Raw genomic sequence first — 23,107 nt, forward strand, 5'->3', positions numbered from 1 at the left:
CGTTAACAAGGCCTCAGCCCTGCCGGCGCCCGCGCATGGCTTGGGCGAAACGCTCGAACAGATGGGCGCTGTCCTGCGGGCCGGGGCTGGCCTCGGGATGATACTGGACCGAGAAGACCGGGCGGCCGTCCAGCTTCAGCCCGCAGTTGGACCCGTCGAACAGGCTGACATGCGTCTCGACCACGCCTTCGGGCAGGGACTGGGCGTCCACCGCGAAGCCGTGGTTCATCGAGGTGATCTCGACCTTGCCGCTTTCCTTGTCGCGCACCGGATGGTTGGCGCCGTGGTGGCCGTGGCTCATCTTGACGGTCTTCGCCCCTAAGGCCAGCGCCAGCATCTGGTGGCCGAGGCAGATGCCGAAGATCGGCAGGTCGCGTTCCAGCAGCGTCCGGATCATCGGCACCGCATATTCCCCGGTCGCCGCCGGATCGCCCGGACCGTTCGACAGGAACACGCCTTCGGGGTCATGGGCCAGCACCTCCTCGGCGGTGGCGGTCGCGGGCAGGACGGTCACGTCCGCCCCGGATTCGGCCAGCGAGCGCAGGATGTTCCGCTTGGCGCCATAATCCAGCGCCACGACGCGCAGCGGCTTTTCGGGGCGCTCGGTCCCGAAACTGCCGGGCCAGCGCCACATCCCCTCGTCCCAGCGATAGCTCTGGGTGGTGCTGACCTCGCGCGCGAGGTCCATGCCGACCAGCCCCGGCCATTTGCGGGCGCGGGCGACCATGGCCTCGATGTCGAAGCGCCCCTCGAGGTCATGGGCCAGAACCACATGCGGCGCGCCCTGCTGGCGGATCGCGCGGGTCAGGCGGCGGGTGTCCACGCCGCCGATGCCGATGCGGCCGCGCCGTTCCATCCATTCCGACAGATCCGAGGCCGCGCGCCAGTTCGAGGGCTCGGTCGGGTCCCACTTGACCACGATGCCGGCGGCGACCGGGTCGGCGGATTCGTCGTCTTCCGGCGTGACGCCGGTGTTGCCGATATGGGGGAAGGTGAAGGTCACGACCTGGGCTGCATAGCTGGGGTCGGTCATGATCTCCTGATAGCCGGTCATGGCGGTGTTGAAGACAAGCTCGGCCACCACCTCGCCCGCCGCACCGAAGCCTCGGCCATAGAAGATCGTCCCGTCTGCCAAGGCCAGGCACGCGGTCGGTTTCTGTTCCATCTCGAACCCCCGGAAAATCGGGCGAGAGCTAGGGGATGCCGCGGCTGGGGTCAAGGCTGCTTGACCGGCGGGCGGCCTGGGGGCAAGCGTGGCGGGGATCAAGGAAAGGCACGACATGGACCTGCGTGAGCGTATCCAGGCGGCGACGAAAGAGGCGATGAAGGCGCGCGACCAGTTGCGGCTGTCCACGCTGCGGCTGGTCGGGGCGGCGATCAAGGACCGCGAGATCGCGCAGCGGGGCGAGGACGGCAAGGGCGCGCTGACCGGGGATGACGTGGTCGCGCTGCTGTCGCGGATGGTCAAGCAGCGGCAGGAATCGGCGCGGGCCTACGAGGAGGGCGGGCGGCTGGAACTGGCCGAGCGCGAGCAGGCCGAGATCGGCATCATCCAGGAATTCCTGCCGCGCCAGTTGTCGGCCGATGAGGTCGAGGCGGCAATCGCCTCGGTCATCGCGGACCTGGGCGCGACCGGCGTGCGGGACATGGGCCGCGTCATGGGTGCCCTGCGGGAACGCCATGCGGGGCAGATGGACTTCGGCGCGGCAGGTGCGCTGGTCAAGGCGCGGCTGATGGGCTGAGAAGGACCGGGGGCCAGCCCCCATCGTCGTATACGACGATCCACAGGATATTTGGACGAAGAAGAACGAACAGGGCTTGGGGGAGAAGGACGCGCGGCCTTAGCGGGCAGCCAGCCGTTCCTCGACCAGCGCGACAGCCCGCGCGACTGCCTCGTCGATGCTCAATTCGGTCGTGTCCAGCATCACCGCGTCGGGCGCGGCGCGCAGGGGGGCGGTGTCCCTCGCCGCGTCGCGGGCGTCGCGTTCGCGCAGTTGCACCAGCATCTCCGCCGGATCGGCGCCGAGTTCCGCCGCGCGGCGGGCGGCGCGGGTCTCGTCCGCGGCCACGACATACAGCTTCACCTGCGCGCCGGGGCAGATCACCGTCCCGATGTCACGCCCGTCCAGCACTGCCCCGGGTTCCTGCGCGGCAAAGCGGCGCTGGAAATCGACAAGGGCGGCGCGGACCTCGGGGATCGCGGCGACGCGCGAGGCGGCCTGTCCCGCCTCGGCGCTGCGCAACCCGGGGCGCAGCAGGTCCTCGGGGGTCAGGCCCTTGGCGGCGTGGACGGGCTCACCCCCCAGCGCGCCCACGGCGCGATAAAGCAGGCCGGTGTCCAGATGCAGGAAGCCGAAGCGTTCCGCCAGCGCCCGCGCGATGGTGCCCTTGCCGGAAGCGGCGGGTCCGTCGATGGCGATGGTGAATGGCATGGCGTCTCTCCTTCGGTGTCCGGGGCCTCTTGCCACAGGCGGGTGCGTCAGGAAAGCGGGGGCCGGCAGTTCGGGCGGTGCCTTTCCGTCGCTGGAATCGGCGCGTTCCCTTGGGACAGGCCCGCAAGGAAAAGGCTTTCGGGGGGCAGGGCAGGGGATGCGGCGGGCGCGATCAGACGATCGCCGCCTCGGCAAAGGGCTGGCCGTCCAGCACCCGCTGCACACCCAAGGGCGAGAGGTCCAGCGTCACCCAGTTGCCATGCACGATCTGCTCGGCGATGCCCCGGCCCACGGCGGGGGCCTGCTGCAGCCCGTGGCCGGAAAAGCCATTGGCATGGTAGAGATTCGGCACCTGCGGGTTGCGGCCGAGGATCGCGTTCTGGTCCAGCGTGTTGAAGGCATAATGCCCGGCCCATTCACGGATCACCCGGGCCGCGCCGAAGCCCTCGGCTCGGGCGTAAAGGGCGGGCCAGACGTGATCCTCCCACAGTTCCGACTGGGGCACGAAGTCGTCCTCGCCGCAGGGGCCGTCGGTCGCCGGGACGGTCGCGGCAAGCCACTGGCCATGTTCGGGCCGCATCCAGATGCCCGAGGGATCGATGATCAGCGGCGCGTCCGGGTGCCGGGCGGCGGGCGCATCGACCACGAAGATCGTGCGCTTGCGCGGCTCGACCGGCAGGTCAAGGCCCATCGACCGCATCAGCCCCGCCGCCCGTGGACCCGCGCAGTTCACGAAGACATCGGCCTGCCGCCGCCCGCCCTTTTCCAGATTGGCGGCCAGCACCCGGTTGCCGTCGCGCTCGAATCCCAGCACCCGGTCCGTCAGCCAGACCGCGCCCGCGGCCCTTGCCGCGTTCTTCATCCCCGACAGCAGGCCCATGTTGTCGAAGAAGCCTTCGCCCCGCGGCCCGAAGGCGCCTGCGACGATGTCGTCAAGCTGCATCCACGGAAAGTGGACGGCCAGCCCCGCCCGGTCCAGCACCTCGGTCGAGGCGCCAAGGCCCCGCTGCATGGCGGCAAGGCTTTCAAGCTGGACCGCGCCGGTTTCGGTGGCGGTCAGGAACAGGTAGCCGTTCTCGCGCAGCCCGAGGTCGGGGATCTCGCCCGCAGGCCCGGTCCAGCGGGCGAAATCGCGGATGAACTCAATCCCGAAGCGGCTGATCGCGACATTCACCTCGTTGGTGAACTGCGAACGGATGCCGGCCGCCGACAGCGCGGTCGAACTGGTGGCATAGCTCGGGTCGGGTTCCACCACGGTCACGCGGATGGCGGGGTCCAGCCGCGTCAGCCAGAAAGCCACCGAGGCGCCCATCACCGCGCCGCCCGCAATCAGAACTTCGGTCAACTTGTCCCCCCGCCATGCAGATCCGCGCGCAGGATTTGCCCAAGGACGCGGCCCGCGCAAGGTGCTTCACGATGGCGCAAGGCGCTGGACCTCGGGCCGGGGATGGGCGATACGGGAACCCGGATTGCGCCGAAGCGGAGTTGGCCCATGTGGATCGTCGATCGCCTGCTGACCTGGTGGAACGGCCAGACGCTGGGCACACAGGTCTGGACCTCGCGTTTCGGCACGAAGGTGGGCGAGGACGATCAGGGCAACATCTATTACCAGACGCCCGGCGGCAAGCGGCGCTGGGTCATCTACAATGGCGAGGCCGAGGCGAGCCGGGTTCCGCCCGAATGGCGCGGCTGGCTGACCCACACCTATGACGATCCGCCGAACCGCGTGCCGCTGCCCCAGAAGCCTTGGGAAAAGCCGCATGTGCCGAACCGCACCGGCACCGACGCCGCCTATCACCCCGATGGCTCGCTCTACCGGGCCGAGCCTGTGCCCCGGCGCGACTACGACGCCTGGCAGCCCGAGTAGCCGGTGACGGGATCCGCCGAAAAGGCCGAGCTGCTGGTCGGTGCGGCCGTCCTTGCGGTCGCGGCGGGCTTCCTTGCCTGGTCCATGGGCGGCTGGGATCAGCGCGGGCAGGGCACCTATCCGCTGGTCGCGGCCTTCCCGAACGTGGACGGCGTCGAGCGCGGGACCGAGATCCGCCTGGCCGGCGTCCGCGTGGGCCGCGTGGCCGACGTGCGGCTGAATCCCCAGACCTATTACGCCGAGGCCGAGCTGCGGGTGCCCCAAAGCATCGAACTGCCCGTGGACAGCGCCGCGCTGATCCAGTCGGACGGGCTGCTGGGCGGCGCCTATATCGAACTGCGGCCCGGTGGGGCGGTCGAGACGCTTGCCCCCGGTGACGAGATCGAGGACGTGCAGGGCGCGGTCAGCCTGCTGGGGCTGATGATGAAATTCGTGGACGCGCAGGCGAGCGATGCCGGGCCCGATCCGGTGTCAGAGGCTCTGCCGTGATCCGCGCCGCCTTAGCGCTGGCGCTGCTTGCCGCCGCTCCGGCCTTCGCCCAGAGCCGCAGCAATACCGACATCGCCCCCGGAACCCGCGCCGAGACCGTGGCTCCGCTGATCGAGGGCCAGATCGACCGCGGCGAAGGGGCGCTGCTGCGCGCGCTTGACAAGGTGTCGGGGCAAAGCACCGACCTGCCGCTGGCCGTGGGCGATTCCGTCACCTTCGGGCGGCTGGAAGTGCGGCTGGGCGAATGCCGCTATCCTGCGGCCGATCCCGAATCGGATGCCTTCGCGCAACTGACCATCACCGATCGGCGCAGCCGCAGGGCGCTGTTCACCGGCTGGATGATCGCGTCCTCGCCTGCGATGTCGGCGCTGGACGATGCGCGCTATGATGTCTGGGTGGTGTCCTGCAACGACGGCACCGGCCTTGCGCGGCCCGACCTGACCTATGAGCCCGACACCGCCGAGCCGGAAGGCGGCGAGGGCATGGGCCCGGACGGCGATTTCGCCCCCGTCGAGGAAGACGAGGCCGGCTGACGCAGGCTCGCCATCAGCGATTCGGCTGATCGCAGCGGGCGGGCACGGAAATCGGCGGGCCGTTCCAGCGCCTCGGCAAGCCTCGCCTGATACTGCAGGCGGCTGATCTCGACCCCTCCCATGGTGGCCAGATGCGGGGTCAGATACTGGGTGTCGAACAGGGTGAAGCCGCAGCGCCTCAGATGGTCTGAGATCCAGACCAGCGCCATCTTCGACCCGTCCCTCCGGGTCGAGAACATGCTTTCCCCGAAGAACGCGCCCGCCAGTGTCACCCCGAAGATGCCGCCGGCAAGCTGGCCGTCCTGCATCACGGCCAGCGCATGGGCATGGCCGATCGCATGCAGGTCGCGGTAAAGCCGGCGCAGCTGATCGTTGATCCAGGTTTCCGGCCGGTCGGCGCAGGCCGCCACGATGGCGTCGAAATCGGGGCGGGCGTCGGCGGTCCAGCCGCCGCGGGCGAGGCTGCGGATCAGCGAGCGCGAGGCATGGACCCGCCCTACCGGCAGGATGCCGCGGCGCGGGGGGTCGAACCAGTAAAGCTGCGGGTCGGTCGCCGAGCAGGCCATCGGGAAGACGCCGTTGGCATATCCCTTCAGCAGCATCCGGGCGGTCAGCATCGGGCCGGACTGTCCTTGATGCAGCGCCTGGCGCCTGCCGGACTGGCCATGCGGCGCCCCAGACCCGCGTCCCGTCCGCTTGCAGGACCGTCGTCCGGGGCGGTCCTGCAACCACCTGTCAATCCTGCGTGCTGATCCACCAGACCGTCCCGTTCCCGTCGGCGATGCCGCCGCGCAGATCGCCATCGCCGGATCGTCCGGGTTCCGCCACCACCGTGCCGCCCGCCTCGCGCGCGCGCTGGAAAGCCGCGATCGCGTCGGGCACATAGACATGGACATTCGAATCGGGCGCGTCGGCGACCTCGCCCATCATCACCACGCTGTCGTCGATCCGCGCCTCGGCATGCATGATCCCGCCGCCCTCGCGCGGGATGACCCGCAGACGTTCGGCCCCGAAGACGGCCTGCACGAAGGCGAGCGTTCGTTCCGCATCCCGCACATACAGATAAGGGCTGACGCTGCTGTATCCGTCCGGCTTCCACGACATGGCGCGGTCCTTCTGCTGGAAGACCGGCAAAGGTTAGACCGGAAGCCGCAAAGGGCGCAATCAGGACCGCGCCCCGCCGCCTTCGAGAGTCAGCCGTAGGTCCGCGCCAGCCAGCGTTCCAGCCAGTGGATCGAATAATCGCCGCGCTGAATGTCCGGTTCCTGCAGCAGCTCGTGGAACAGCGGAACGGTCGTGTCCACCCCGTCCACGATCAGCTCGTTCAGCGCCCGGTTCAGCCGGGCCAGCGCCTCGGGCCGGTCGCGGCCATAGACGATCAGCTTGGCGATCAGGCTGTCGTAATAGGGCGGGATCGTGTAGCCGTCGTAGATCGCGGAATCCATCCGCACGCCCAAGCCGCCCGGCGCGTGATACTGGGTGATCCGGCCGGGGCAGGGGCTGAAGTTCGGCAGGCGTTCCGCGTTGATCCGGGCCTCGATGGCATGGCCGCGGATCACCAGATCCTCCTGCCGGAAGCTCATCGGCTGGCCCGCGGCGACACGGATCTGTTCGCGCACCAGATCGACGCCGAAGATCGCCTCGGTCACGGGATGCTCCACCTGCAGGCGGGTGTTCATCTCGATGAAGTAGAACTCGCCATCCTCGAACAGGAACTCGATGGTGCCGGCGCCCGCGTATTGCAGGCGCGACATGGCGTCGGCGCAGATGGTGCCGATGCGGTCGCGCTGCTCGGCGGTGATGACGGGCCCGGGCGCTTCCTCGAGGACCTTCTGGTGGCGGCGCTGCAGGGAACAGTCGCGTTCGCCAAGGTGGACGGCATTGCCGCGGCCGTCGCCGAAGACCTGGATCTCGATATGGCGCGGGCGCTGCAGGTATTTCTCGATATAGACCTCGTCATTGCCGAAGGCGGACTTGGCCTCGGACCGCGCGGTGCGGAAGGCGACTTCCAGCCCGGTTTCGTCCAGCGCCACCTTCATGCCGCGCCCGCCGCCCCCGGCGGTGGCCTTGATGATGACCGGATAGCCCATCTCGGCGGCCACCCGCTGCGCGGTCTCGAAATCGGGCACGCCGCCCTCGGACCCCGGCACGACCGGGATGCCCAGCGCCTTGGCGGTTTCCTTTGCGGTGATCTTGTCGCCCATCAGGCGGATATGTTCCGCCCGGGGGCCGATGAAGGTGAGGCCGTGGTCCTCGACCATCTGCACGAACTGGGCGTTTTCGGACAGGAAGCCGTAGCCCGGATGGATCGCCTGCGCGCCTGTGATCTCGCAGGCCGACACGATGGCGGGCATCGACAGGTAGGACAGGGACGAGGGCGGCGGGCCGATGCAGATCGATTCGTCGGCCATGCGGACATGCATGGCGTCGCTGTCGGCGGTGGAATGGACCGCCACCGAGGCGATGCCCATTTCCGCGCAGGCCCGGATGACCCGCAGCGCGATCTCGCCCCGGTTGGCGATCAGGATCTTGTCGAACATCGCCTTACTCGACGATCATCAGCGGCGTGCCGAACTCGACGGGGGTGCCGTCTTCGACCAGCACCCGGCGCACGGTCCCGGCGCGGGGGGCGGGGATGTGGTTCATGGTCTTCATCGCCTCGACGATCATCAGCGTGTCGCCCTCGGCCACCGTCTGGCCGATGGACACGAAGGGCGCGGACCCCGGCTCGGCCGACAGATACGCGGTGCCGACCATGGGCGAGGTCACGGCGCCCGGATGGCTGGCCGGATCGCCCGCGCCCGCAGGCGCGGCAGCGGCAGCGGCAGGCTGGGCTGCGGGGAGGGCGGGCGCGGGCAGCGCCTGCACCGGCGCGGCCGCGTTTTGCACGAGAACCTGCTTGCCATGCTTGGACAGCGACACGGTCAGGCGGTCGTTCTCGCCATATTCGCGCTTGACCGAGATCTCGGTCAACTCGTTGCGGTTCAGAAGCTCAGCCAGCGCCTGGATAAAGGCGGTGTCGCCCGCGTGATGCCGGGTCTGGTCGTTCTCGCTCATCTAAATCTCTGCCTTGGGGCCGTTCTGGGGTCGCGGCGTTTTCGCCGCGCGTTATAAACCTTCGCGCGGCGCAAGGGAAACCGTTTCGGCCGAAGGCGCCGAGGGACCGCCCGCCAGGGGCGTATCGTCATCGCTGTCGGGCGGTCCGGACAGGTCCTTCCAGCGCCGGTGAATCCAGAGCCACTGGTCCATATGTGCGCGTACCAGCCGTTCCAGATCGTCGTTCAGCGCCTGCATCATGGTTTCGGGGTCGGTGGGCGGCACCGGCTCGCCCACCTCGACACGGAAGCTCAGCCCGTCGGGCTGGCGGATGGCCGCGACGGGGACCAGCAGCGCCCCATAGCGCAGCGCGAGTTCCGCCGGGGTCAGGACCGTCTGGCTGGGCAAGCCGAAGAAGCGCAGCGTCGCGCCGTGGCGGTCGTACTGGTCGAAGCCGAGGCACAGCATCCCGCCTCCCCTCAGGAACCGCAGCATCCCCGCCAGCCCGGCGCGTCCCCGGGGGAACAGCGGCTGAGAGATCGCCTCGATCGCGGGGACGTAGTGACGGTTGAAGGCCCGGTTGTTCATCGGGCGATAGAGCGCGCCGATGCTCCAGCCCCGGGCGGCCAGCGCCACCCGCATGGCATCGTAGTTGCCGAAATGCGCGCAGGCGAGGACAGCGGGTCGCCCCGCCGCCGCCGCCTGTTCCAGCGCGGGCAGGCCGGGGCCGGTCAGCCGGTCCTCGGCGCCGATGCGGGCGATGAACTCGGTGCCCGAGTAGGTTTCGATCAGGGCGCGGCCGGCGTTGTCCGGCACGGCGCGGGTCAGGCGCCGAACCTCGGCTGGGGTCAGGTCGGGGCGGGCGAGCGCGAGGTTGTCGCGGATGCGCCTGCGCCAGCCCGCAAGCGGGGCGACCAGATGGGCGAAGGCCCAGCCCATCGCCGGCACCCGGCGGCGATAGGGCATCAGCCGGAAGACGCCGACGAGCAGCCGGAAGGCTCCGCTTGTCAGCCGGTCCGACAGGGGGATGGGCGGTTCCTCGGGTGTCTTTGTCATGGCTTTGATCCGCGGGTGGCCTGCGCCTCTCGCGCCCAGACGTAAAGTCCCGCCGCCACGATGATGCAGGCGCCGGTGACGGTCCAGCCATCCGGCACCGCCCCGAAGAACAGCCAGCCCCAGAGCGCGGCCCAGATCAGCCCGGTATAGCCGAAGGGGGCGATGGCGCCGGCCTCGGCCATGGCGAAGGCCCGGATCAGCAGCGCCTGGGCCAGCGTGCCGAACAGGCCCAGCGCCACGAAGGCCCAGATGTCGCCAGGCGCGATGGGCTGCCAGACGAAGGGCGCGACCAGCGAGGCGCCGATCGTCGCCACCCCGGTGGACCACAGGATCGAGGTCGCGATGCCGTCGCCGCGCACCATCCGCGTCATGATCGCGCCCGCCGCGTAGCTGACCGCCCCCAGCAGCGGCAGCAGGGCGGCGGGCTGAAAGACGCCCGCCCCGGGACGGATCACGATCATCGCGCCCGCCAGCGCGACGGTGATGCCGGCGATGCGGCGCGGGCCGATGCTTTCCCCGAGGAACAGCGCCGCGCCCAGCGTGATGAGGACCGGGTTGATGTCCATGATGGCAGTCGCCTCGGCCAGCCCGATGAACTGCAGCGCGGTGAAGAACAGCCCGATCGAGGCAAGTTGCGTCAGCCCCCGCCCCACCTGCAGCAGGGGCGAGGCCGAGCGGACGACCCGTCGCAGCCGGGGCGCCAGCACCAGCAGGACGATGCCGAGGTTCAGCGCCATGCGGCACCAGACGATCTGGCCGGGGTGGTAGCCGGCTTGCGTCAGGTGCTTGCCGGTCCCGTCCATCAGCGTGAACAGGAAGACCGAAGCCAGCAGCGCGAGGATGCCCAGCGACTGCTGCGACGCTTTCGGCCGCGCCGTTGGAAGCGGTTCGGGCTGCAGCGCCGCCATCAGGGGGAACCCCTGCGCCCTGTTGATCTGCCGGACGCTCCGCGAGGGATATTTGGGGCCGAAAGACAACCCGGCGCGCAAGGGGCCGCGCGGCCGGGCTGTGTCGCGGGTCTCACAGCAGCGCCTTGACCTTTGCCACCGTGGCCTCGGGGGTGATGCCGAACTCCTTGTAAAGCCGGTCAGCGGGGGCCGAGGCGCCGAAGCCGGTCATGCCGACGAAGTCCTGACGCTTCCAGTCTCCGCGCTCGCCCATGAGCAGCCAGTCCCAGGGCTGGCGGACGGCGGCCTCGATGGCGACGCGGACCGGGCCTTCGGGCAGGACCTCGGCGCGATAATCCTCGGGCTGGTCGCGGAACAGTTCCATGCAGGGGACCGAGACGACGCGGATGGGAGTGCCCTCGGCTTCAAGGGTTTCCGCGGCCTTGAGGGCGATCTCCACCTCGGAGCCGGAGGCCATGAGGATCGCCTTCGGTTGGCTTGATGCTTCGCGCAGGATATAGGCGCCCTTGGCGGTCAAGTTCTCGGGCGTATGTTCCGTCCGCACCGTGGGCAGGTTCTGCCGCGACAGCGCGAGGACCGAAGGCGTCGAGTCGGTGGTCAGCGCCAGTTCCCAGGCCTCGGCGGTTTCCACCAGGTCGGCGGGGCGGAAGGTCCAGGTGTTGGGGGTGGCGCGCAGCATGGCCAGATGCTCGACCGGCTGGTGGGTGGGGCCGTCCTCGCCCAGACCGATGGAATCGTGGGTCATGACGTAGACCACCGGAACCCCCATCAGCGCCGACAGGCGCATCGCGCCGCGGGCGTAGTCGGTGAAGACTAGGAAGGTCCCGCCATAAGGGCGGAAGCCGCCGTGCAGGGCGAGGCCGTTCATCGCAGCGGCCATGCCGTGTTCGCGGATGCCCCAGTGGACATAGCGGCCCGCGCGGTTCTGCGCGTCGAAGATGCCGAGGTCGCGGGTCTTGGTGTTGTTCGAGCCGGTCAGGTCGGCCGAGCCGCCGATGGTTTCCGGCAGGATCGGGTTCACGACCTCAAGCACCATCTCGGACGCCTTGCGGGTGGCGACCTTGGGTTTCTCGGCGCTGGCCTTTTCCTTCAGCGCCGCGATGGCGGGGGCCAGCGCCTCGTTCGGCTCACCGGCCACGCGCGAGGCGAAGGCGTTGCGCTGGTCGGCGGGCAGGGCGTCCACGCGGGTCGCCCAAGCCTCGCGGTCGGCCTTTCCGCGAGCGCCGATCTCGCGCCAGCGGGCGACCAGTTCGTCAGGCAGGTCGAACGCCTCATGCTCCCATGCATAAGCGAGGCGGGTGGCCGCGATCTCCTCGGCCCCCAGCGGCGAGCCATGGACGCCCGAGGTGCCGCCCTTCTTGGCCGAGCCGTAGCCGATGGTCGTGTTGCAGGCGACCAGCACCGGGCGGCCGTCGTCCTCTTTTGCGGCGGTCAGCGCCTGGTCGATATCTGCCGGGTCGTGGCCGTCGCAGGAGAGCGTGCGCCAGCCCGCGGCCTCGAACCGCTTGAGCTGGTCGGTCGAATCCGACAGCGACACGGCGCCGTCGATGGTGATCCGGTTGTCGTCCCAAAGAACGATCAGCCGGCCCAGGCGCAGGTGACCGGCAAGGGTGATCGCCTCCTGGCTGATGCCTTCCATCAGGCAGCCGTCGCCGGCGATGACCCAGGTGCGGTGGTCGCACAGTTCCTCGCCGAACTCGGCGCGCATCTTGGCCTCGGCCATGGCGAAGCCGACCGAGGTCGCAAGGCCCTGGCCAAGCGGGCCGGTGGTGGTTTCCACGCCCTCGGCATGGCCGTATTCCGGGTGCCCCGCCGTCGCCGCGCCCCATTGGCGGAAGTTGCGGATCTGGTCGAGCGTCATCTGCTCGAACCCCGTCAGGTGCAGCAGCGAATAGATCAGCATGGACCCGTGGCCCGCCGACAGGATGAAGCGGTCGCGGTCGAACCAGTGTGGGGCGCTGGCGTCGAACTTGAGATGCTTGCCCCACAACACGGTGGCGACATCGGCCATGCCCATCGGCATCCCGGGATGGCCCGAGTTCGCGGCCTCGACCGCGTCCATCGACAGCACGCGGATCGCGCTGGCGAGGCTCCAGTGGTCGGGATCGGCAAGTCGGCGCGCGGAAAGGGGCATGGGGCGGCTCCGGGGTTCAGGGGTTGGCAGGGTGATAGGCATCGGTCCGGCCGGTTGCAAGCTGCGGGCGATGGCTGACGTGGCGGTGCCGCACCGGGACGGCGCTCCTCGAGTTCTGGCCATGGCTGTCCCAAGGCATCCTCCCGCTCCCTTCCAGCGCCGGGATGATCAGCAGAGCGGCTTTGCAGCCGGCTTGCAGCTGCCCATCCGGACGCGCCGCGCATGTCATGGTGAGGGACCGAAGGACGTGGTGGCTGCCGCAATTTCGGGCGGCCGGTGCGGATGCGCTTGCCGCCCGCGCCCGATCCGATGCGGCGCAGGCGGGGATGGTCTCTGGCGTCATTCACCTATGAAGATGAGGAACGGGCGCGGGCAAGCGGATGATGGTTCAGGACCAGCTCGCGCATCCGCTCGTCGAGGACATGGGTGTAGATCTCGGTCGTGCCGAGGTCGGCGTGGCCGAGCAGGGTCTGGATCGCCCGCAGGTCGGCGCCGCCTTCCAGCAGATGCGTGGCAAAGGCGTGCCGCAGGACATGGGGCGTGACCTTGCCCGGTGGCAGCCCCGCCGCTGCCGCGAGATTCGCGAGCATCCCGTGGAACGCCTGCCGGGTCATGTGGCCGGCGGCCCCGGCGGCCGGGAACAGCCAGCGCGCGCCCTGGCCTGCGACCAGCCGGCCCAGCGCGCTGTCGGCGGCGGCCCTGTCGCGCAGCACCAGCCAGCGGGCGACGGCGGCGCGGGCGGGGCCGGTCAGGGGGACCATGCGCTCGCGCCCGCCCTTGCCGCGGATCAGCAGCAGTTCGGGGTCGCCCCGCAGCGCCGCCACGGGCAGCGAGACAAGCTCGCTGACCCGCATTCCGGTCGCATAGATCAGCTCCATCGCGGCGGTGTTGCGGGCGCGGTCCTCGGGCGTCGCGCCATGGGTCTGGACGGCGTCGAGCAGGCGGCCGACCTCGGCCTGGCTCAGCACCTTGGGCAGCCGCTGGCCGCGGCCGGGACCGGCCAGGCGGATCGCCGGGTCGTCCTCGCGCCAGTTCTCGTCCAGCGCGAAGCGGGTGAACTGGCGGATCGCCGAGAGCCTGCGGGCGCGGGTGGCGCGGGACAGGCCTTCGGCCTCGCAGGCCGACAGGTAGGCCTCGATGTCCTCGCGCGTCATGGTGGTCAGCGTCGTCCCCTGCCGCGCGGCCCATGCGGCGAGGTCGGCAAGGTCGCGCCCATAGGCCAGCAGCGTGTTGTGCGCGGCCCCCGCCTCGGCCGCCTGCGCGTCCAGAAAGGCGCCGACGCGGCGCAGGTCCTCGGCCGCGCCCTTGTCCTGCCGCGCGGGCGGGCGGCCGGGGCGGCGCGGGCCGCTCATCGGCGGGGGCCGCCCATGTGCTCGGTCAGCAGCAGCTCGACGGCGGCAAGGCGGGCGTCTGCGGGCTGGCCCAGTTCGACCATCCGGCGCAGGCCGTTTCCGGCGCGGGCAATGTCGCCGTCCAGCCCCGCCTCGACATCTGCCATGGCGGAGAGCAGCGCGAGGCCGCGGCCCTCGGGCGGGGCTTCGGGCAGGGGCCTGGCCGCCAGCGCCTCGGCAAAGGCGGCGCCGGTGCTGTCCGCCGGAAAGGCGGCAGCCGCACCGGGGTCGCCCTGCGCCAGCGCCAGCAGGGGGCGGTCATGCGCAGGCACGTCGCCCGGCGGCGTGCCCGGAACCCCGGTCAGCAGCCGCAGATGCGCCGCCGTCTCGGCCGCCCCCTCGTCCACCGCCAGCCCCGAAAGCGCGGGGCCGATCAGCCGCGCGAAGGGCAGGATCAGCCCCGCCTGCAGGAACAGCGAGGCCGCATCCGGCAGTTCAGCCGAAACCGTCGCCGCATCGCCCGCTTCCAGCGCCGCATCAAGCCGCTGGAACGCGGCGGCCCGGTCCCAGACCCCCCCCGAGGCGGCGGGTCGCTGGTCCAGATAGGCCGCGGCCAGCGGTGCGGGGTCGATTGCGCCGGCGCGGGCCAGCCGTTCGGCCGCGTCCAGCCGCGCCTTCCAGCCGCCGTTGCCGTTCAGGTCGGCCCAGGCAAAGGCCAGCGGCAGGTCCGCCGTCGCAAGGGGCTGGCCGATGGCCTCGAACAGCCGGAACTCCAGCGGCGTGACCTGCGCGGGATCGGGCAGCGGCTCGGATAGGTCGGTCGAACCGTCGTCAAGAAAACGCTCCAGCAGCGCCACGGTCTGGGGCGGCATCATTCCGCCCGCCCGCGCCCCGTGCAGCGTCAGCGCGGCGGCGTTCCAGTCGCCTTCCCGCGCGAGGCAGTAGATGCGCGCGCCGAGATCCGGGGCGAGGCCGGGGCGCAGGCCCATCGTGGCGCAGACCTCGTCCGCGGTGTCGCGCAGCAGGGCGATGTCGAAGCGGCGGGCAAAGCGCGCCCCGTCCGACCAGCCCGCCGATTGCAACAGCGCATCGGCGTCGTCCAGCCGCCCGGCCGCAATCAGCCGATCCACGCGGGCAAGGAACAGCCGCCCTTCGTCACCGGCAGCGGCGCCCCCGGGGGGCTGAAGCTGCGCCGTCAGCATCCGCTGGAACAGCGAGCGGTTGGCGGCAAGGCGCGGCTGGGCGGTGGCGATCGCCTGCGTCACCTCTCCGGCGGGTGCGGCGCCCCACAGGTCGCGGGGCAGCCGCGCGGCCTCGGCCGGGATCGCGCCCTTGGTGTCGGGATTGCCGTCCGACAGCCGCATCACCCCCACCGGTGGCGGCGCGGCCGAGGTCGCAAGCTCGCGCGGCGGCTTCAGGGTCGCCGGGCGGCCCGGTGGCGGGTCCGAGCGGCGGCGCTGTGCCTCGAAGGGCGCAGGCTCGCCCGGACGCCAGCCGGTCACGGGCGGGCGAGGGGGCGCGGTGCCGCCCAGCCAGTCGCTGGCCGCCGCGGGGGCGCCGGTTCCCTGCGCGAATGCCGGTCCCGCAGTGGTCAGCGCGGCGAGCAGGGCGAGATCAGTCCAGCGCATCGGGATCGTCTTGCTCCTGGGGTACGGCGGGCGCGACAGCCGGCGCCGCTGCCGGAGCGGTGGCGGGGGGAAGGTTCAGGTCAAGCTCGACCGGGACGTGGATCGGCCTGGGGTCGGCGGTCATGTCACCGAAATAGGCATAGCCCACCAGTGCGATCACGCCCGCCACGGCAAGGAAGATGATGACGCGCAGCAGCCGCATGGACAGATCCTTTCCTTCGCGGCCCGCCAACTTGCGGCTGGCACGCCTTCGCGCCATCCGATAACCCGTTGCCGCGCCGGTTGAAAGCCGCGACCCTTGCACGGGACCGAGAGCGGATAGCTAAAATCCCGTGGTCTTCCACCCCGCGCCTTGTATTTGAGCGAGTCGACCATGCCGGAGGCGAAAGGAACGAAAGCGGTGAAACGCAGCATCGTGCTGATCGGCATGATGGGGGCCGGCAAATCGGCGGTCGGGGCCGAGCTTGGCCGCCGTCTCGGCGTGCCCGTCCTTGACACCGACACCGAGATCGAGCGTGCCGCCGCCGCCTCCATCCCCGAGATCTTCGCCCGCGACGGCGAGGCTTTCTTCCGCGCCCGCGAATCCGAGGTGCTGGCCCGCGTGCTGCGCGGCCCGCCCGGCATCGTCTCGACCGGCGGCGGGGCCTTTCTGCGCCCCGAGAACCGGGCGATCATCTCGGCTGCGGGCGTGTCGGTCTGGCTGGACCCCGCGCTTTCGACGCTGTGGCGCAGGGTCAAGCAGAAGCCCACGCGGCCATTGCTGCAGACCAAAGACCCGCGCGGCACGCTGGAACGCCTGCTGGCCGAGCGCGCGCCGGTCTATGCCCTGGCCGACATCACCCTGGCCGTGCAGGACCGCGACACGGTCGAGGCCACCGCGACGCGGGTCCTCGACGCCATCCGCGCCGCCTGTCCCGACATCCTGGAGCCCGCATGATCCGCACCGTCCCCGTCGCCCTGGGCGAGCGTTCCTATGACGTCCGCATCGGCCCCGGCCTGATCGACCGCGCAGGCGAGGAAATCGCCCCGCTGCTGTCCCGCCCCCGCGTGGCGGTCCTGACGGATGAGCGGGTCGCCGCCCTGCACCTGCCCGCCCTGACCGATGCCTTGGACCGCGCGGGAATCGGGTCCTCGTCACTGGCGCTGCCTGCGGGCGAGGCCACGAAAAGCTGGGATCAGCTTGGCCATGCGGTCGAATGGCTGCTGGCCGAGCGGATCGAGCGGCGCGACATCGTGATCGCGCTGGGCGGGGGCGTGATCGGCGATCTCGCGGGCTTCGCCGCGGCAATCCTGCGCCGGGGGGTGCGCTTCGTGCAACTGCCGACGACGCTTCTGGCGCAGGTGGACAGTTCCGTGGGTGGCAAGACGGGGATCAACTCGCCCCACGGCAAGAACCTGATCGGGGCGTTTCATCAACCCAGCCTCGTGCTGGCGGATACGGATGTGCTGGCGACCCTGCCAGAGCGCGATTTCAGCGCGGGTTATGGCGAGGTCGTGAAATACGGGCTGCTGGGGGATGCGGATTTCTTCGGCTGGCTTGAGCAGAACGGGCCGCGCCTGCGCCGGGACCAGGAGGCGCTGATCCATGCGGTGGCCCATTCCGTTGCCATGAAGGCCGCCATCGTCGCCCGCGACGAGACCGAGCAGGGCGACCGCGCGCTGCTGAACCTCGGGCACACCTTCGGCCATGCGCTTGAGGCTGCGACCGGCTATTCCGACCGGCTGCTGCATGGCGAGGGGGTGGCGATCGGCTGCGCGCTGGCCTTTGACCTGTCAGCGCGGCTGGGCCTCTGCCCGCAGGAGGACCCGAGCCGTGTCGGCGCGCATCTCGCGGCGATGGGGATGCCCGCGCGACTGTCGGACATTCCGGGCGATCTGCCCGACGACGCCGGCCTGATCGCGCTGATGGGGCAGGACAAGAAGGTTGTGGACGGACGGCTGCGGCTGATCCTCGCGCATGGGATCGGGCGGGCCTTCGTGGCGTCTGACGTCGATCCGGACGCGATTGGCGCGACGCTTTCGCAGGCCCGATGATCGGCTTTACCCCCCCTTAACCCTCGGGGTAGTAAGAGCGGATTCGACACCCCTGAAGGAGCCGCACATGGCAGGCAGCGTCAACAAGGTCATCCTGATCGGCAACCTGGGACAGGACCCTGAAATCCGCACCTTCCAGAACGGCGGCAAGATCGCCAACCTGCGGATCGCCACCTCGGAAACCTGGAAGGACCGCAACTCGGGCGAGCGGCGTGAGCGGACGGAATGGCATTCGGTCGTGATCCATTCGGAACCGCTGGTCCGCGTGGCCGAGCAGTATCTGAAGAAGGGGATGAAGGTTTATCTGGAAGGGCAACTGGAAACCCGCAAATGGCAGGACCAGTCCGGCAACGACCGCTATTCGACCGAGGTCGCGCTGCGCCCCTTCCGCAGCGAGCTGACGATGCTTGACAGCCGGGGCGGTGGCGGTGGCGGGGGACAGGGCGGCGGCTTCGGAGGCAGCTCGCGCGGTGGCTATGACGAGGGCTACGGCGACCCTGACCGCGGCTCTTCCGGCGGCGGCGCGGGCGGCGGACAGGGCCGGAACACGCCGGACTTCGATGATGAGATTCCTTTTTGATCAATAACCTATAGCATGATTTCCGAAAGATCGGCGATTTTTCGCCGATCTTTTGCAAGGTCGCCCGCTTGGCTGCACGCGGTGACTGGCACGGAAGCCGGTTTCGGGTATCGTGCCGGTAAAACGATAAGCGGCGAGGGAGTTTCCTGATGAACGCAGTGATCGCGAACGTGACGCGGTGGGCCAAGGTCACCGCGCTGGCCTTTGCCGGCCTCGCGGTGGCTGTCCCGGCACAGGCGGATGGCCTGCGGCTGGGCGGCACGTCCTCCAAGTCCAGGGTGGCGCAGTTCCAGAAGCAGACGCAACTGATGGATTCGCGTTTGGCGGCACAATACCAGCGGTCCCAGCGGCTGCGGCCCGATGCCGGCAGGGAACGGACGGTGACGGTCATCAGCCTCGACGGCAGCGCCGGGTCGATCCCGCGCTATACCGGCAACCAGCGCAGCAAGTACCTGCCCCATGCCCGCGCCGCCGCCCGCAAGCATGGCATCCCCGAGGATCTGTTCCTGCGTCTCGTCCAGCAGGAATCGGGCTGGAACGCCGGGGCGCGTTCGCACAAGGGCGCCACGGGGCTGGCGCAACTGATGCCGGCGACTGCGGCCAAGCTGGGCGTGAACCCGAACGATCCCGTCCAGAACCTGGACGGCGGCGCGCGCTACCTGCGGATGATGTACAACACCTTCGGCGACTGGCGGCTGGCGCTGGCGGCCTATAACGCCGGGCCGGGGGCCGTGACCAAGCACAAGGGCATCCCGCCCTATCGCGAGACCCGCAACTACGTCCGCATCATCGCCGGCGGCTGAGCTGCCGGTGCCATCGGCACGCAAGGGCAGCGTTTCGCGGCCCTTGCTGATTCAGCGTCCCGCACGGATCGCGTCGATCTCGGCCTTCAGCCGGGCGATGCTGGTGGGCCAGCCCCAGTTTGCCAGCGCGTAGAGGCGGGGGTTGTAGTCGGCGTGACGCTCGATCAGGCGCCCCATCGCGGCGGCGAAGTCCTCGCCCGGCGCGGCGGCAAGGCCGGTTTCCGGGGCGATGTACTGCAGCCCGCAGACGAGATCCGCATTCGCCAGCACCGGCAGCCCGGCCAACTGGTATTCGGTCAGGATCGCGGGCGCGCCGTCATGCTGGCCGCAGACCACGCCGATGCGGGCGCGGTTGATCTGGCGGTTCACCTCGTCATGCGGCAGCGGGCCAACGATTTCCACGTCAAGTCCGCGTTGCGCGGCGTCCGCGCGCAGTTCCTCGGTCATGTGGCCGTAGCCCACGACCAGCAGCGCGGTGGTGCCGGGGCGGCGTTCCAGCGCGTCGAACAGGATGTCGTGCCGCTTGTAGGGCTGGGTGCAGGCCACATAGACCACGTCGCGGTCCTTGGGCGCGCCCGTCGGGTGGAAGGTGTCGCCCGAGGCAAACTCGGGGCCGATGGGCAGCACCAGGCAGCGCGCGCCGGGAATGCGGGCCCGGATCTCGTCGGACTGCCACTCGGCCCCGGTCAGGAACAGGTCGAAGCGGCGGGCCACCTCATCGGGCAGCCGCAGCGCGGGCGCGTCGATCGAGTTGTAGATCGTGACCGCGCCCTTGCAGGCCTCCATCAGCGCCGCATCGACGCCAAGGCCCCAGACGCAGAGCACATCCGGCGCCCCATGCGCCGCGACATGGGCCAGCGCCTCGGCCGAGCCGTAAGGCGCAGGGCCGTCCGCCCGGAACACCCGGCGGGTCAGGCCGGGGCGCGCGGGATCGGGCGTGCCGCAGGGGCGGTTGCAGTCGGCGTCGGACTCCCCGTCGCGGCCCGCGAAGCTCCAGATCTCGGCGGCGTCCACGAGGCTTGAAGCCACGGCGGCCAAGGGCAGGCGTTCGAGATAGCCGCCGGTCACGCGAACCTCGGCACGGTCAGCCGCGGGGGGCAGGGCACCAGAGGCCGCTTCGCCCGATGCCCGAGGTTCGGGCGGGACCTGCGAGCAGAAGTCCGAGATGGCGACGATTCGCGCGGGACGGGATCGCTGCACCTTGCCAGAGGGCGACAGGGGAGAGGAGTCCCTCGTCCCGACAGGATCGAGGGCAGCATCAAGGACGGCGGGATCAAGCACGATGGGGTCCAGCGAGGCAGGGAAATCTCATCCCTGCGCTAGCATGCCAAAATATGTCATGACAGATGCGCCCTTGTCCTCGGTCGCGGGCCGGGCTTCAGCGTTGCGCCAAAGCCTCGGCCACCTGCGGGGCGTAATAGGTCAGGATGCCGTCGCAGCCTGCGCGGCGAAAGGAAAGCAGGCTTTCCATCACCACGTCGCGCTTGAGCCAGCCCGCACGGATCGCGCCCTCCATCATCGCGTATTCGCCGCTGACCTGATAGGCATAGGTCGGCGCGCCGAACTGGTCCTTCACCTCGCGGCAGATGTCGAGATAGGGCATCCCCGGCTTGACCATGACCATGTCCGCGCCTTCGGCCAGGTCGCGGGCGACGCAGCGCAGGGCCTCGTCGCGGTTCGCAGGGTTGATCTGGTAGGTCTTCTTGTCGCCCACCAGCCGCCCCGAGGCCCCGACCGCATCCCGGAACGGCCCATAGAAACCCGAGGCATATTTGGCGGCATAGGACAGGATCGCCACGTCCTTGTGGCCCGCGCTTTCCAGCGCCCGGCGCAGCGCACCGATGCGCCCGTCCATCATGTCGGACGGCCCGAGGATGTCCGCCCCAGCCTCGGCCTGCGCCAGCGCCATGCGGACCAAGGCCTCGATCGTCTCGTCGTTCAGGATGACTCCGTTCCGCACAAAGCCGTCGTGCCCGTTGATGTTGTAGGGGTCCAGCGCGATGTCGGTCATCACCGCGAGGTCCGGCGCGACCTGTTTGATCGCGCGGATGGCGCGGTTGCCGATGTTCTCGGGGTCCCACGCCCTTTCGCAGCCTTCCGTTTTCAGGTCGGGGTCCGAATGCGGGAAGATGCAGATCGCGGGGATGCCGAGTTCCATCGCCTTTTCCGCCGCGCGCTTGGCCCCGTCCAGCGTCAGCCGGTCCACGCCGGGCATCGAGGGGACTTCGCCCTCGCCGCCCGCAACCTCGGTCACGAAGATCGGCCAGATCAGGTTCTGGGCCGAGACCTGGCGTTCCGCCGTCAGCGCGCGCAGGGCAGGGGTGCGGCGCAGGCGGCGCAGGCGCGTGGCGGGAAAGGGCGCGATGATCGGGGTGGCGGGCATGGGGCGGCTCCTTGCAGGATAGTGGCCTGCTTGCCACGACCCCGCGGCCCCATGCAACCGGCCCCGCTTGCCGCCGGACGGCCGGCATGGCTAGGGTGATCGCCGGTTCGCAGGTGGAGACAGCGATGGGAGGGACGGCAGGGCTGATCGAGGCGCTGGATACGCGATCCTTTTCGTCGCTGTGGTACTGGCTGATGCTGACCGCCACCTGGACCTGGGTCAGCCGCGGCGCCCTTGGCATCCCGCCCGAACTGGTCCGCAGCCTGCAGAAGCGCGGGGGCGCGAGCGATGAAGCCGCCGCGCTGAGGCTGCTGGACTGGGTGTCGCTGGTGGTGCCCCGCTGGCAGTTGATGCGGGACGATGGCGTGGTGCTGCTGGGCGTGGCGTCCTTTGTGCTGTCGATGCTGGCGGGGCTGGGCTTCCTTTACGGGCTGGAACTGGCGCAGGCGCTGCTGCTGCTGGTCGGCCCCTTGATGCTGCTGGGCTGGATGCGGCTGCGGCTCGCCGCCCGGCTGCGGGCGACCCTGGCCGAGGCCGAGGACGGGCGGGTGCCGGTCGGTGAAGCCGCCTCGCAGATTGCCGCGCGGATCACGGCGCATATGCGGGCGACGCTGGCCCTGTCGGCGGCGGCAGTCGCGGTGGCGGCGGTCTGGGGGACGATCTGGCTTGCGCGGCATCCGAACGGGTTGTGACGGCGTTGGGCAGGGCCGCTTGACATCACGCCCCCGCGCTTTACCTCAGCCTTCATGCCTGAAACCCTGATCCTTTCCGGCGCGCCCGAAGGCTTTGACGCCGCGCTGATCGCGCGCGAGGCCGAGCGCGGCGCGCCCGTCATCCACATCGCCCGCGACGACCGCCGGATGGCGGCGACGCGCGCGGCGCTGGCCTTCTTCGCCCCGCAACTGGCGGTGCTGGAACTGCCCGCCTGGGACACCACGCCCTATGACCGCGTGTCCCCTTCGGGCGAGATCATGGCGCAGCGGCTGCAGGTGCTGGCGACGCTGGCGAGCGGGGCGATCAAGCCGCCTTTCGTGCTGCTGACGACGGTAAACGGCGCCGTCCAGCGCCTGCCCGCGGCGGAAACCGTCCGCGCGGCATCCTTCATGGCCAAGGTCGGCGAGCGGCTGGACGAGGCGCAGTTGCGCGGCTTCCTGGCGCGCATGGGCTTTTCCCAGTCCCCGACCGTGACCGAGCCGGGCGATTATGCCATCCGGGGCGGGATCATCGACATCTATCCTCCGGGGCCGGGCGGGCCTGTGCGGCTGGACTTGTTCGGGGACGTGCTGGACGGCATCCGCCGCTTCGATCCCGACACGCAGCGCAGCCTCGGCGCGCTGGACCGGGTCGAGATCGCGCCCATGTCCGAGGTGATCCTGGACGACGACGCCATCGCCCGCTTCCGCCAGAACTACCGCGCGGCCTATGGCGGCGGTGCGAACGACCCGCTGTATGAAGCGGTCAGCGCGGGCCAGAAGGTCGCGGGGATGGAACACTGGCTGCCGTGGTTCCATGAACGGCTGGACAGCCTGTTCGACTACCTGCCCGGCGCGTCCGTGGTGCTGGACGACCATATCGAGCAGCACCGCGCCGCCCGCTGGGACACCATCTCCGAACAGTTCGACGCCCGCCGCGAGGCGATGGGCAAGCGCGGCGCCGACAGCGTCTATCGCCCGGTCGAGCCGACCGCGATGTTCGCGTACGAGGGGGAATGGCGCCGCTGGCTCTCCGCGCACCGTACTATTGCTCTGTCGGTGCTGGCGCGTCCTCCGGGACCGGGCATGCTGGACGCGGGCGGCCGCGTCGGCCGCAACTTCGCGCCCGAGCGGCAGGCCGAGAAGACCGACCTGTTCGCCGCCCTCGCCACCCATGTCCGCGAGTTGCAGAAGACCCGCC

Annotated in this window: 24 protein-coding genes and 1 pseudogene; 10 read left to right on the plus strand and 15 right to left on the minus strand. The window is 70.2% G+C overall.

Features of this window, described 5'->3' with window-relative positions; translation table 11 throughout:
* Positions 1-13: 13 nt before the first annotated feature.
* Positions 14-1,165, minus strand: a complete 1,152-nt coding sequence (gene carA / locus Q4F04_RS05495; protein ID WP_303368830.1) for a glutamine-hydrolyzing carbamoyl-phosphate synthase small subunit — start codon at positions 1,163-1,165, stop codon at positions 14-16.
* Positions 1,166-1,280: 115 nt separating this feature from the next.
* On the opposite strand from carA, the gene Q4F04_RS05500 reads away from it, so the two are divergent.
* Entirely contained in the window at positions 1,281-1,742 is a 462-nt protein-coding gene (locus Q4F04_RS05500) for a GatB/YqeY domain-containing protein (RefSeq protein ID WP_303368831.1), read from the plus strand.
* 99 nt (positions 1,743-1,841) lie between these two features.
* On the opposite strand, the gene Q4F04_RS05505 is transcribed toward Q4F04_RS05500, so the two are convergent.
* Positions 1,842-2,432 (minus strand): d(CMP) kinase, encoded by a 591-nt coding sequence (locus Q4F04_RS05505; protein ID WP_303368832.1) that lies wholly within the window; start codon positions 2,430-2,432, stop codon positions 1,842-1,844.
* 172 nt (positions 2,433-2,604) lie between these two features.
* Positions 2,605-3,777 carry an FAD-binding oxidoreductase gene (locus tag Q4F04_RS05510; RefSeq protein WP_303368833.1) on the minus strand — a complete coding sequence of 391 codons (1,173 nt, stop codon included), beginning with the start codon at positions 3,775-3,777 and terminating at the stop codon, positions 2,605-2,607.
* Between the two features lie 147 nt (positions 3,778-3,924).
* Between Q4F04_RS05510 and Q4F04_RS05515 the strand changes: the two genes are divergently transcribed.
* From Q4F04_RS05515 to Q4F04_RS05525, 3 genes are read left to right on the plus strand one after another with little or no spacing between them, the layout of a single operon-like run.
* Positions 3,925-4,299 carry an NADH:ubiquinone oxidoreductase subunit NDUFA12 gene (locus Q4F04_RS05515; protein WP_303368834.1) on the plus strand — a complete coding sequence of 125 codons (375 nt, stop codon included), beginning with the start codon at positions 3,925-3,927 and terminating at the stop codon, positions 4,297-4,299.
* Between the two features lie 3 nt (positions 4,300-4,302).
* A complete protein-coding gene (locus tag Q4F04_RS05520; RefSeq protein WP_303368835.1) occupies positions 4,303-4,788 on the plus strand; it encodes an outer membrane lipid asymmetry maintenance protein MlaD in 486 nt (161 codons plus the stop codon).
* On the plus strand, positions 4,785-5,321 hold the full coding sequence (locus Q4F04_RS05525) for a DUF2155 domain-containing protein (RefSeq protein WP_303368836.1): 537 nt from the start codon (positions 4,785-4,787) through the stop codon (positions 5,319-5,321). Before Q4F04_RS05520 ends, Q4F04_RS05525 begins: the two co-directional genes overlap by 4 nt.
* Here the strand turns inward: Q4F04_RS05525 and aat are convergent.
* The 10 genes from aat to Q4F04_RS05575 form a co-directional block, all read right to left on the minus strand.
* A complete protein-coding gene (gene aat / locus Q4F04_RS05530; RefSeq protein WP_303368837.1) occupies positions 5,231-5,938 on the minus strand; it encodes a leucyl/phenylalanyl-tRNA--protein transferase in 708 nt (235 codons plus the stop codon). The genes Q4F04_RS05525 and aat overlap by 91 nt on opposite strands.
* 118 nt (positions 5,939-6,056) lie before the next feature.
* Entirely contained in the window at positions 6,057-6,425 is a 369-nt protein-coding gene (locus tag Q4F04_RS05535; protein ID WP_303368838.1) for a glyoxalase/bleomycin resistance/extradiol dioxygenase family protein, read from the minus strand.
* Positions 6,426-6,514: 89 nt separating this feature from the next.
* Positions 6,515-7,861, minus strand: a complete 1,347-nt coding sequence (gene accC / locus Q4F04_RS05540; RefSeq protein ID WP_303368839.1) for an acetyl-CoA carboxylase biotin carboxylase subunit — start codon at positions 7,859-7,861, stop codon at positions 6,515-6,517.
* Positions 7,862-7,865: 4 nt separating this feature from the next.
* Positions 7,866-8,378: an acetyl-CoA carboxylase biotin carboxyl carrier protein gene (accB, locus tag Q4F04_RS05545; protein WP_303368840.1), complete on the minus strand. Its 513-nt coding sequence runs from the start codon at positions 8,376-8,378 to the stop codon at positions 7,866-7,868.
* A 51-nt stretch (positions 8,379-8,429) separates the two neighbouring features.
* Positions 8,430-9,413 carry a lysophospholipid acyltransferase family protein gene (locus tag Q4F04_RS05550; protein WP_303368841.1) on the minus strand — a complete coding sequence of 328 codons (984 nt, stop codon included), beginning with the start codon at positions 9,411-9,413 and terminating at the stop codon, positions 8,430-8,432.
* On the minus strand, positions 9,410-10,321 hold the full coding sequence (locus tag Q4F04_RS05555; RefSeq protein WP_303368842.1) for a DMT family transporter: 912 nt from the start codon (positions 10,319-10,321) through the stop codon (positions 9,410-9,412). The genes Q4F04_RS05550 and Q4F04_RS05555 overlap by 4 nt, the downstream gene beginning before the upstream one ends.
* 112 nt (positions 10,322-10,433) lie before the next feature.
* Positions 10,434-12,455 (minus strand): transketolase, encoded by a 2,022-nt coding sequence (gene tkt / locus Q4F04_RS05560; RefSeq protein WP_303368843.1) that lies wholly within the window; start codon positions 12,453-12,455, stop codon positions 10,434-10,436.
* Between the two features lie 347 nt (positions 12,456-12,802).
* Positions 12,803-13,807, minus strand: a complete 1,005-nt coding sequence (locus Q4F04_RS05565; protein ID WP_303368844.1) for a tyrosine recombinase — start codon at positions 13,805-13,807, stop codon at positions 12,803-12,805.
* Positions 13,804-15,414, minus strand: coding sequence for a hypothetical protein (locus tag Q4F04_RS05570; protein WP_303368845.1), 1,611 nt, complete (start codon positions 15,412-15,414; stop codon positions 13,804-13,806). Before Q4F04_RS05570 ends, Q4F04_RS05565 begins: the two co-directional genes overlap by 4 nt.
* On the minus strand, positions 15,401-15,616 hold the full coding sequence (locus Q4F04_RS05575) for a hypothetical protein (RefSeq protein ID WP_303368846.1): 216 nt from the start codon (positions 15,614-15,616) through the stop codon (positions 15,401-15,403). The genes Q4F04_RS05570 and Q4F04_RS05575 overlap by 14 nt, the downstream gene beginning before the upstream one ends.
* A 171-nt stretch (positions 15,617-15,787) precedes the next feature.
* Between Q4F04_RS05575 and Q4F04_RS05580 the strand changes: the two genes are divergently transcribed.
* The 4 genes from Q4F04_RS05580 (at position 15,788) to Q4F04_RS05595 (ending at position 18,831) form a co-directional block, all read left to right on the plus strand.
* The gene (locus Q4F04_RS05580; RefSeq protein ID WP_303368847.1) at positions 15,788-16,351 is read left to right on the plus strand and encodes a shikimate kinase; all 564 of its coding nucleotides are present in this window, start codon (positions 15,788-15,790) and stop codon (positions 16,349-16,351) included.
* Complete coding sequence (aroB, locus tag Q4F04_RS05585; protein ID WP_303368848.1) at positions 16,348-17,448, plus strand: 3-dehydroquinate synthase; 1,101 nt, start codon at positions 16,348-16,350, stop codon at positions 17,446-17,448. The genes Q4F04_RS05580 and aroB overlap by 4 nt, the downstream gene beginning before the upstream one ends.
* A 67-nt stretch (positions 17,449-17,515) precedes the next feature.
* Positions 17,516-18,028, plus strand: coding sequence for a single-stranded DNA-binding protein (gene ssb / locus Q4F04_RS05590; protein WP_303368849.1), 513 nt, complete (start codon positions 17,516-17,518; stop codon positions 18,026-18,028).
* Positions 18,029-18,177: 149 nt separating this feature from the next.
* The gene (locus Q4F04_RS05595; RefSeq protein ID WP_303368850.1) at positions 18,178-18,831 is read left to right on the plus strand and encodes a lytic transglycosylase domain-containing protein; all 654 of its coding nucleotides are present in this window, start codon (positions 18,178-18,180) and stop codon (positions 18,829-18,831) included.
* 51 nt (positions 18,832-18,882) lie between these two features.
* Here the strand turns inward: Q4F04_RS05595 and Q4F04_RS05600 are convergent, their stop codons facing one another.
* Positions 18,883-20,112, minus strand: a complete 1,230-nt coding sequence (locus Q4F04_RS05600) for a glycosyltransferase (RefSeq protein ID WP_303368851.1) — start codon at positions 20,110-20,112, stop codon at positions 18,883-18,885.
* A gap of 97 nt (positions 20,113-20,209) precedes the next feature.
* Positions 20,210-21,214: a porphobilinogen synthase gene (hemB, locus tag Q4F04_RS05605; protein ID WP_303368852.1), complete on the minus strand. Its 1,005-nt coding sequence runs from the start codon at positions 21,212-21,214 to the stop codon at positions 20,210-20,212.
* 86 nt (positions 21,215-21,300) lie between these two features.
* Between hemB and Q4F04_RS05610 the strand changes: the two genes are divergently transcribed.
* Positions 21,301-21,906, plus strand: coding sequence for a hypothetical protein (locus tag Q4F04_RS05610; protein WP_303368853.1), 606 nt, complete (start codon positions 21,301-21,303; stop codon positions 21,904-21,906).
* A gap of 54 nt (positions 21,907-21,960) precedes the next feature.
* Positions 21,961-23,107: pseudogene (locus tag Q4F04_RS05615) on the plus strand (transcription-repair coupling factor); the annotation flags it as partial.

The organism is Paracoccus sp. (in: a-proteobacteria) (assembly GCF_030536915.1).
GTDB lineage: Bacteria > Pseudomonadota > Alphaproteobacteria > Rhodobacterales > Rhodobacteraceae > Paracoccus.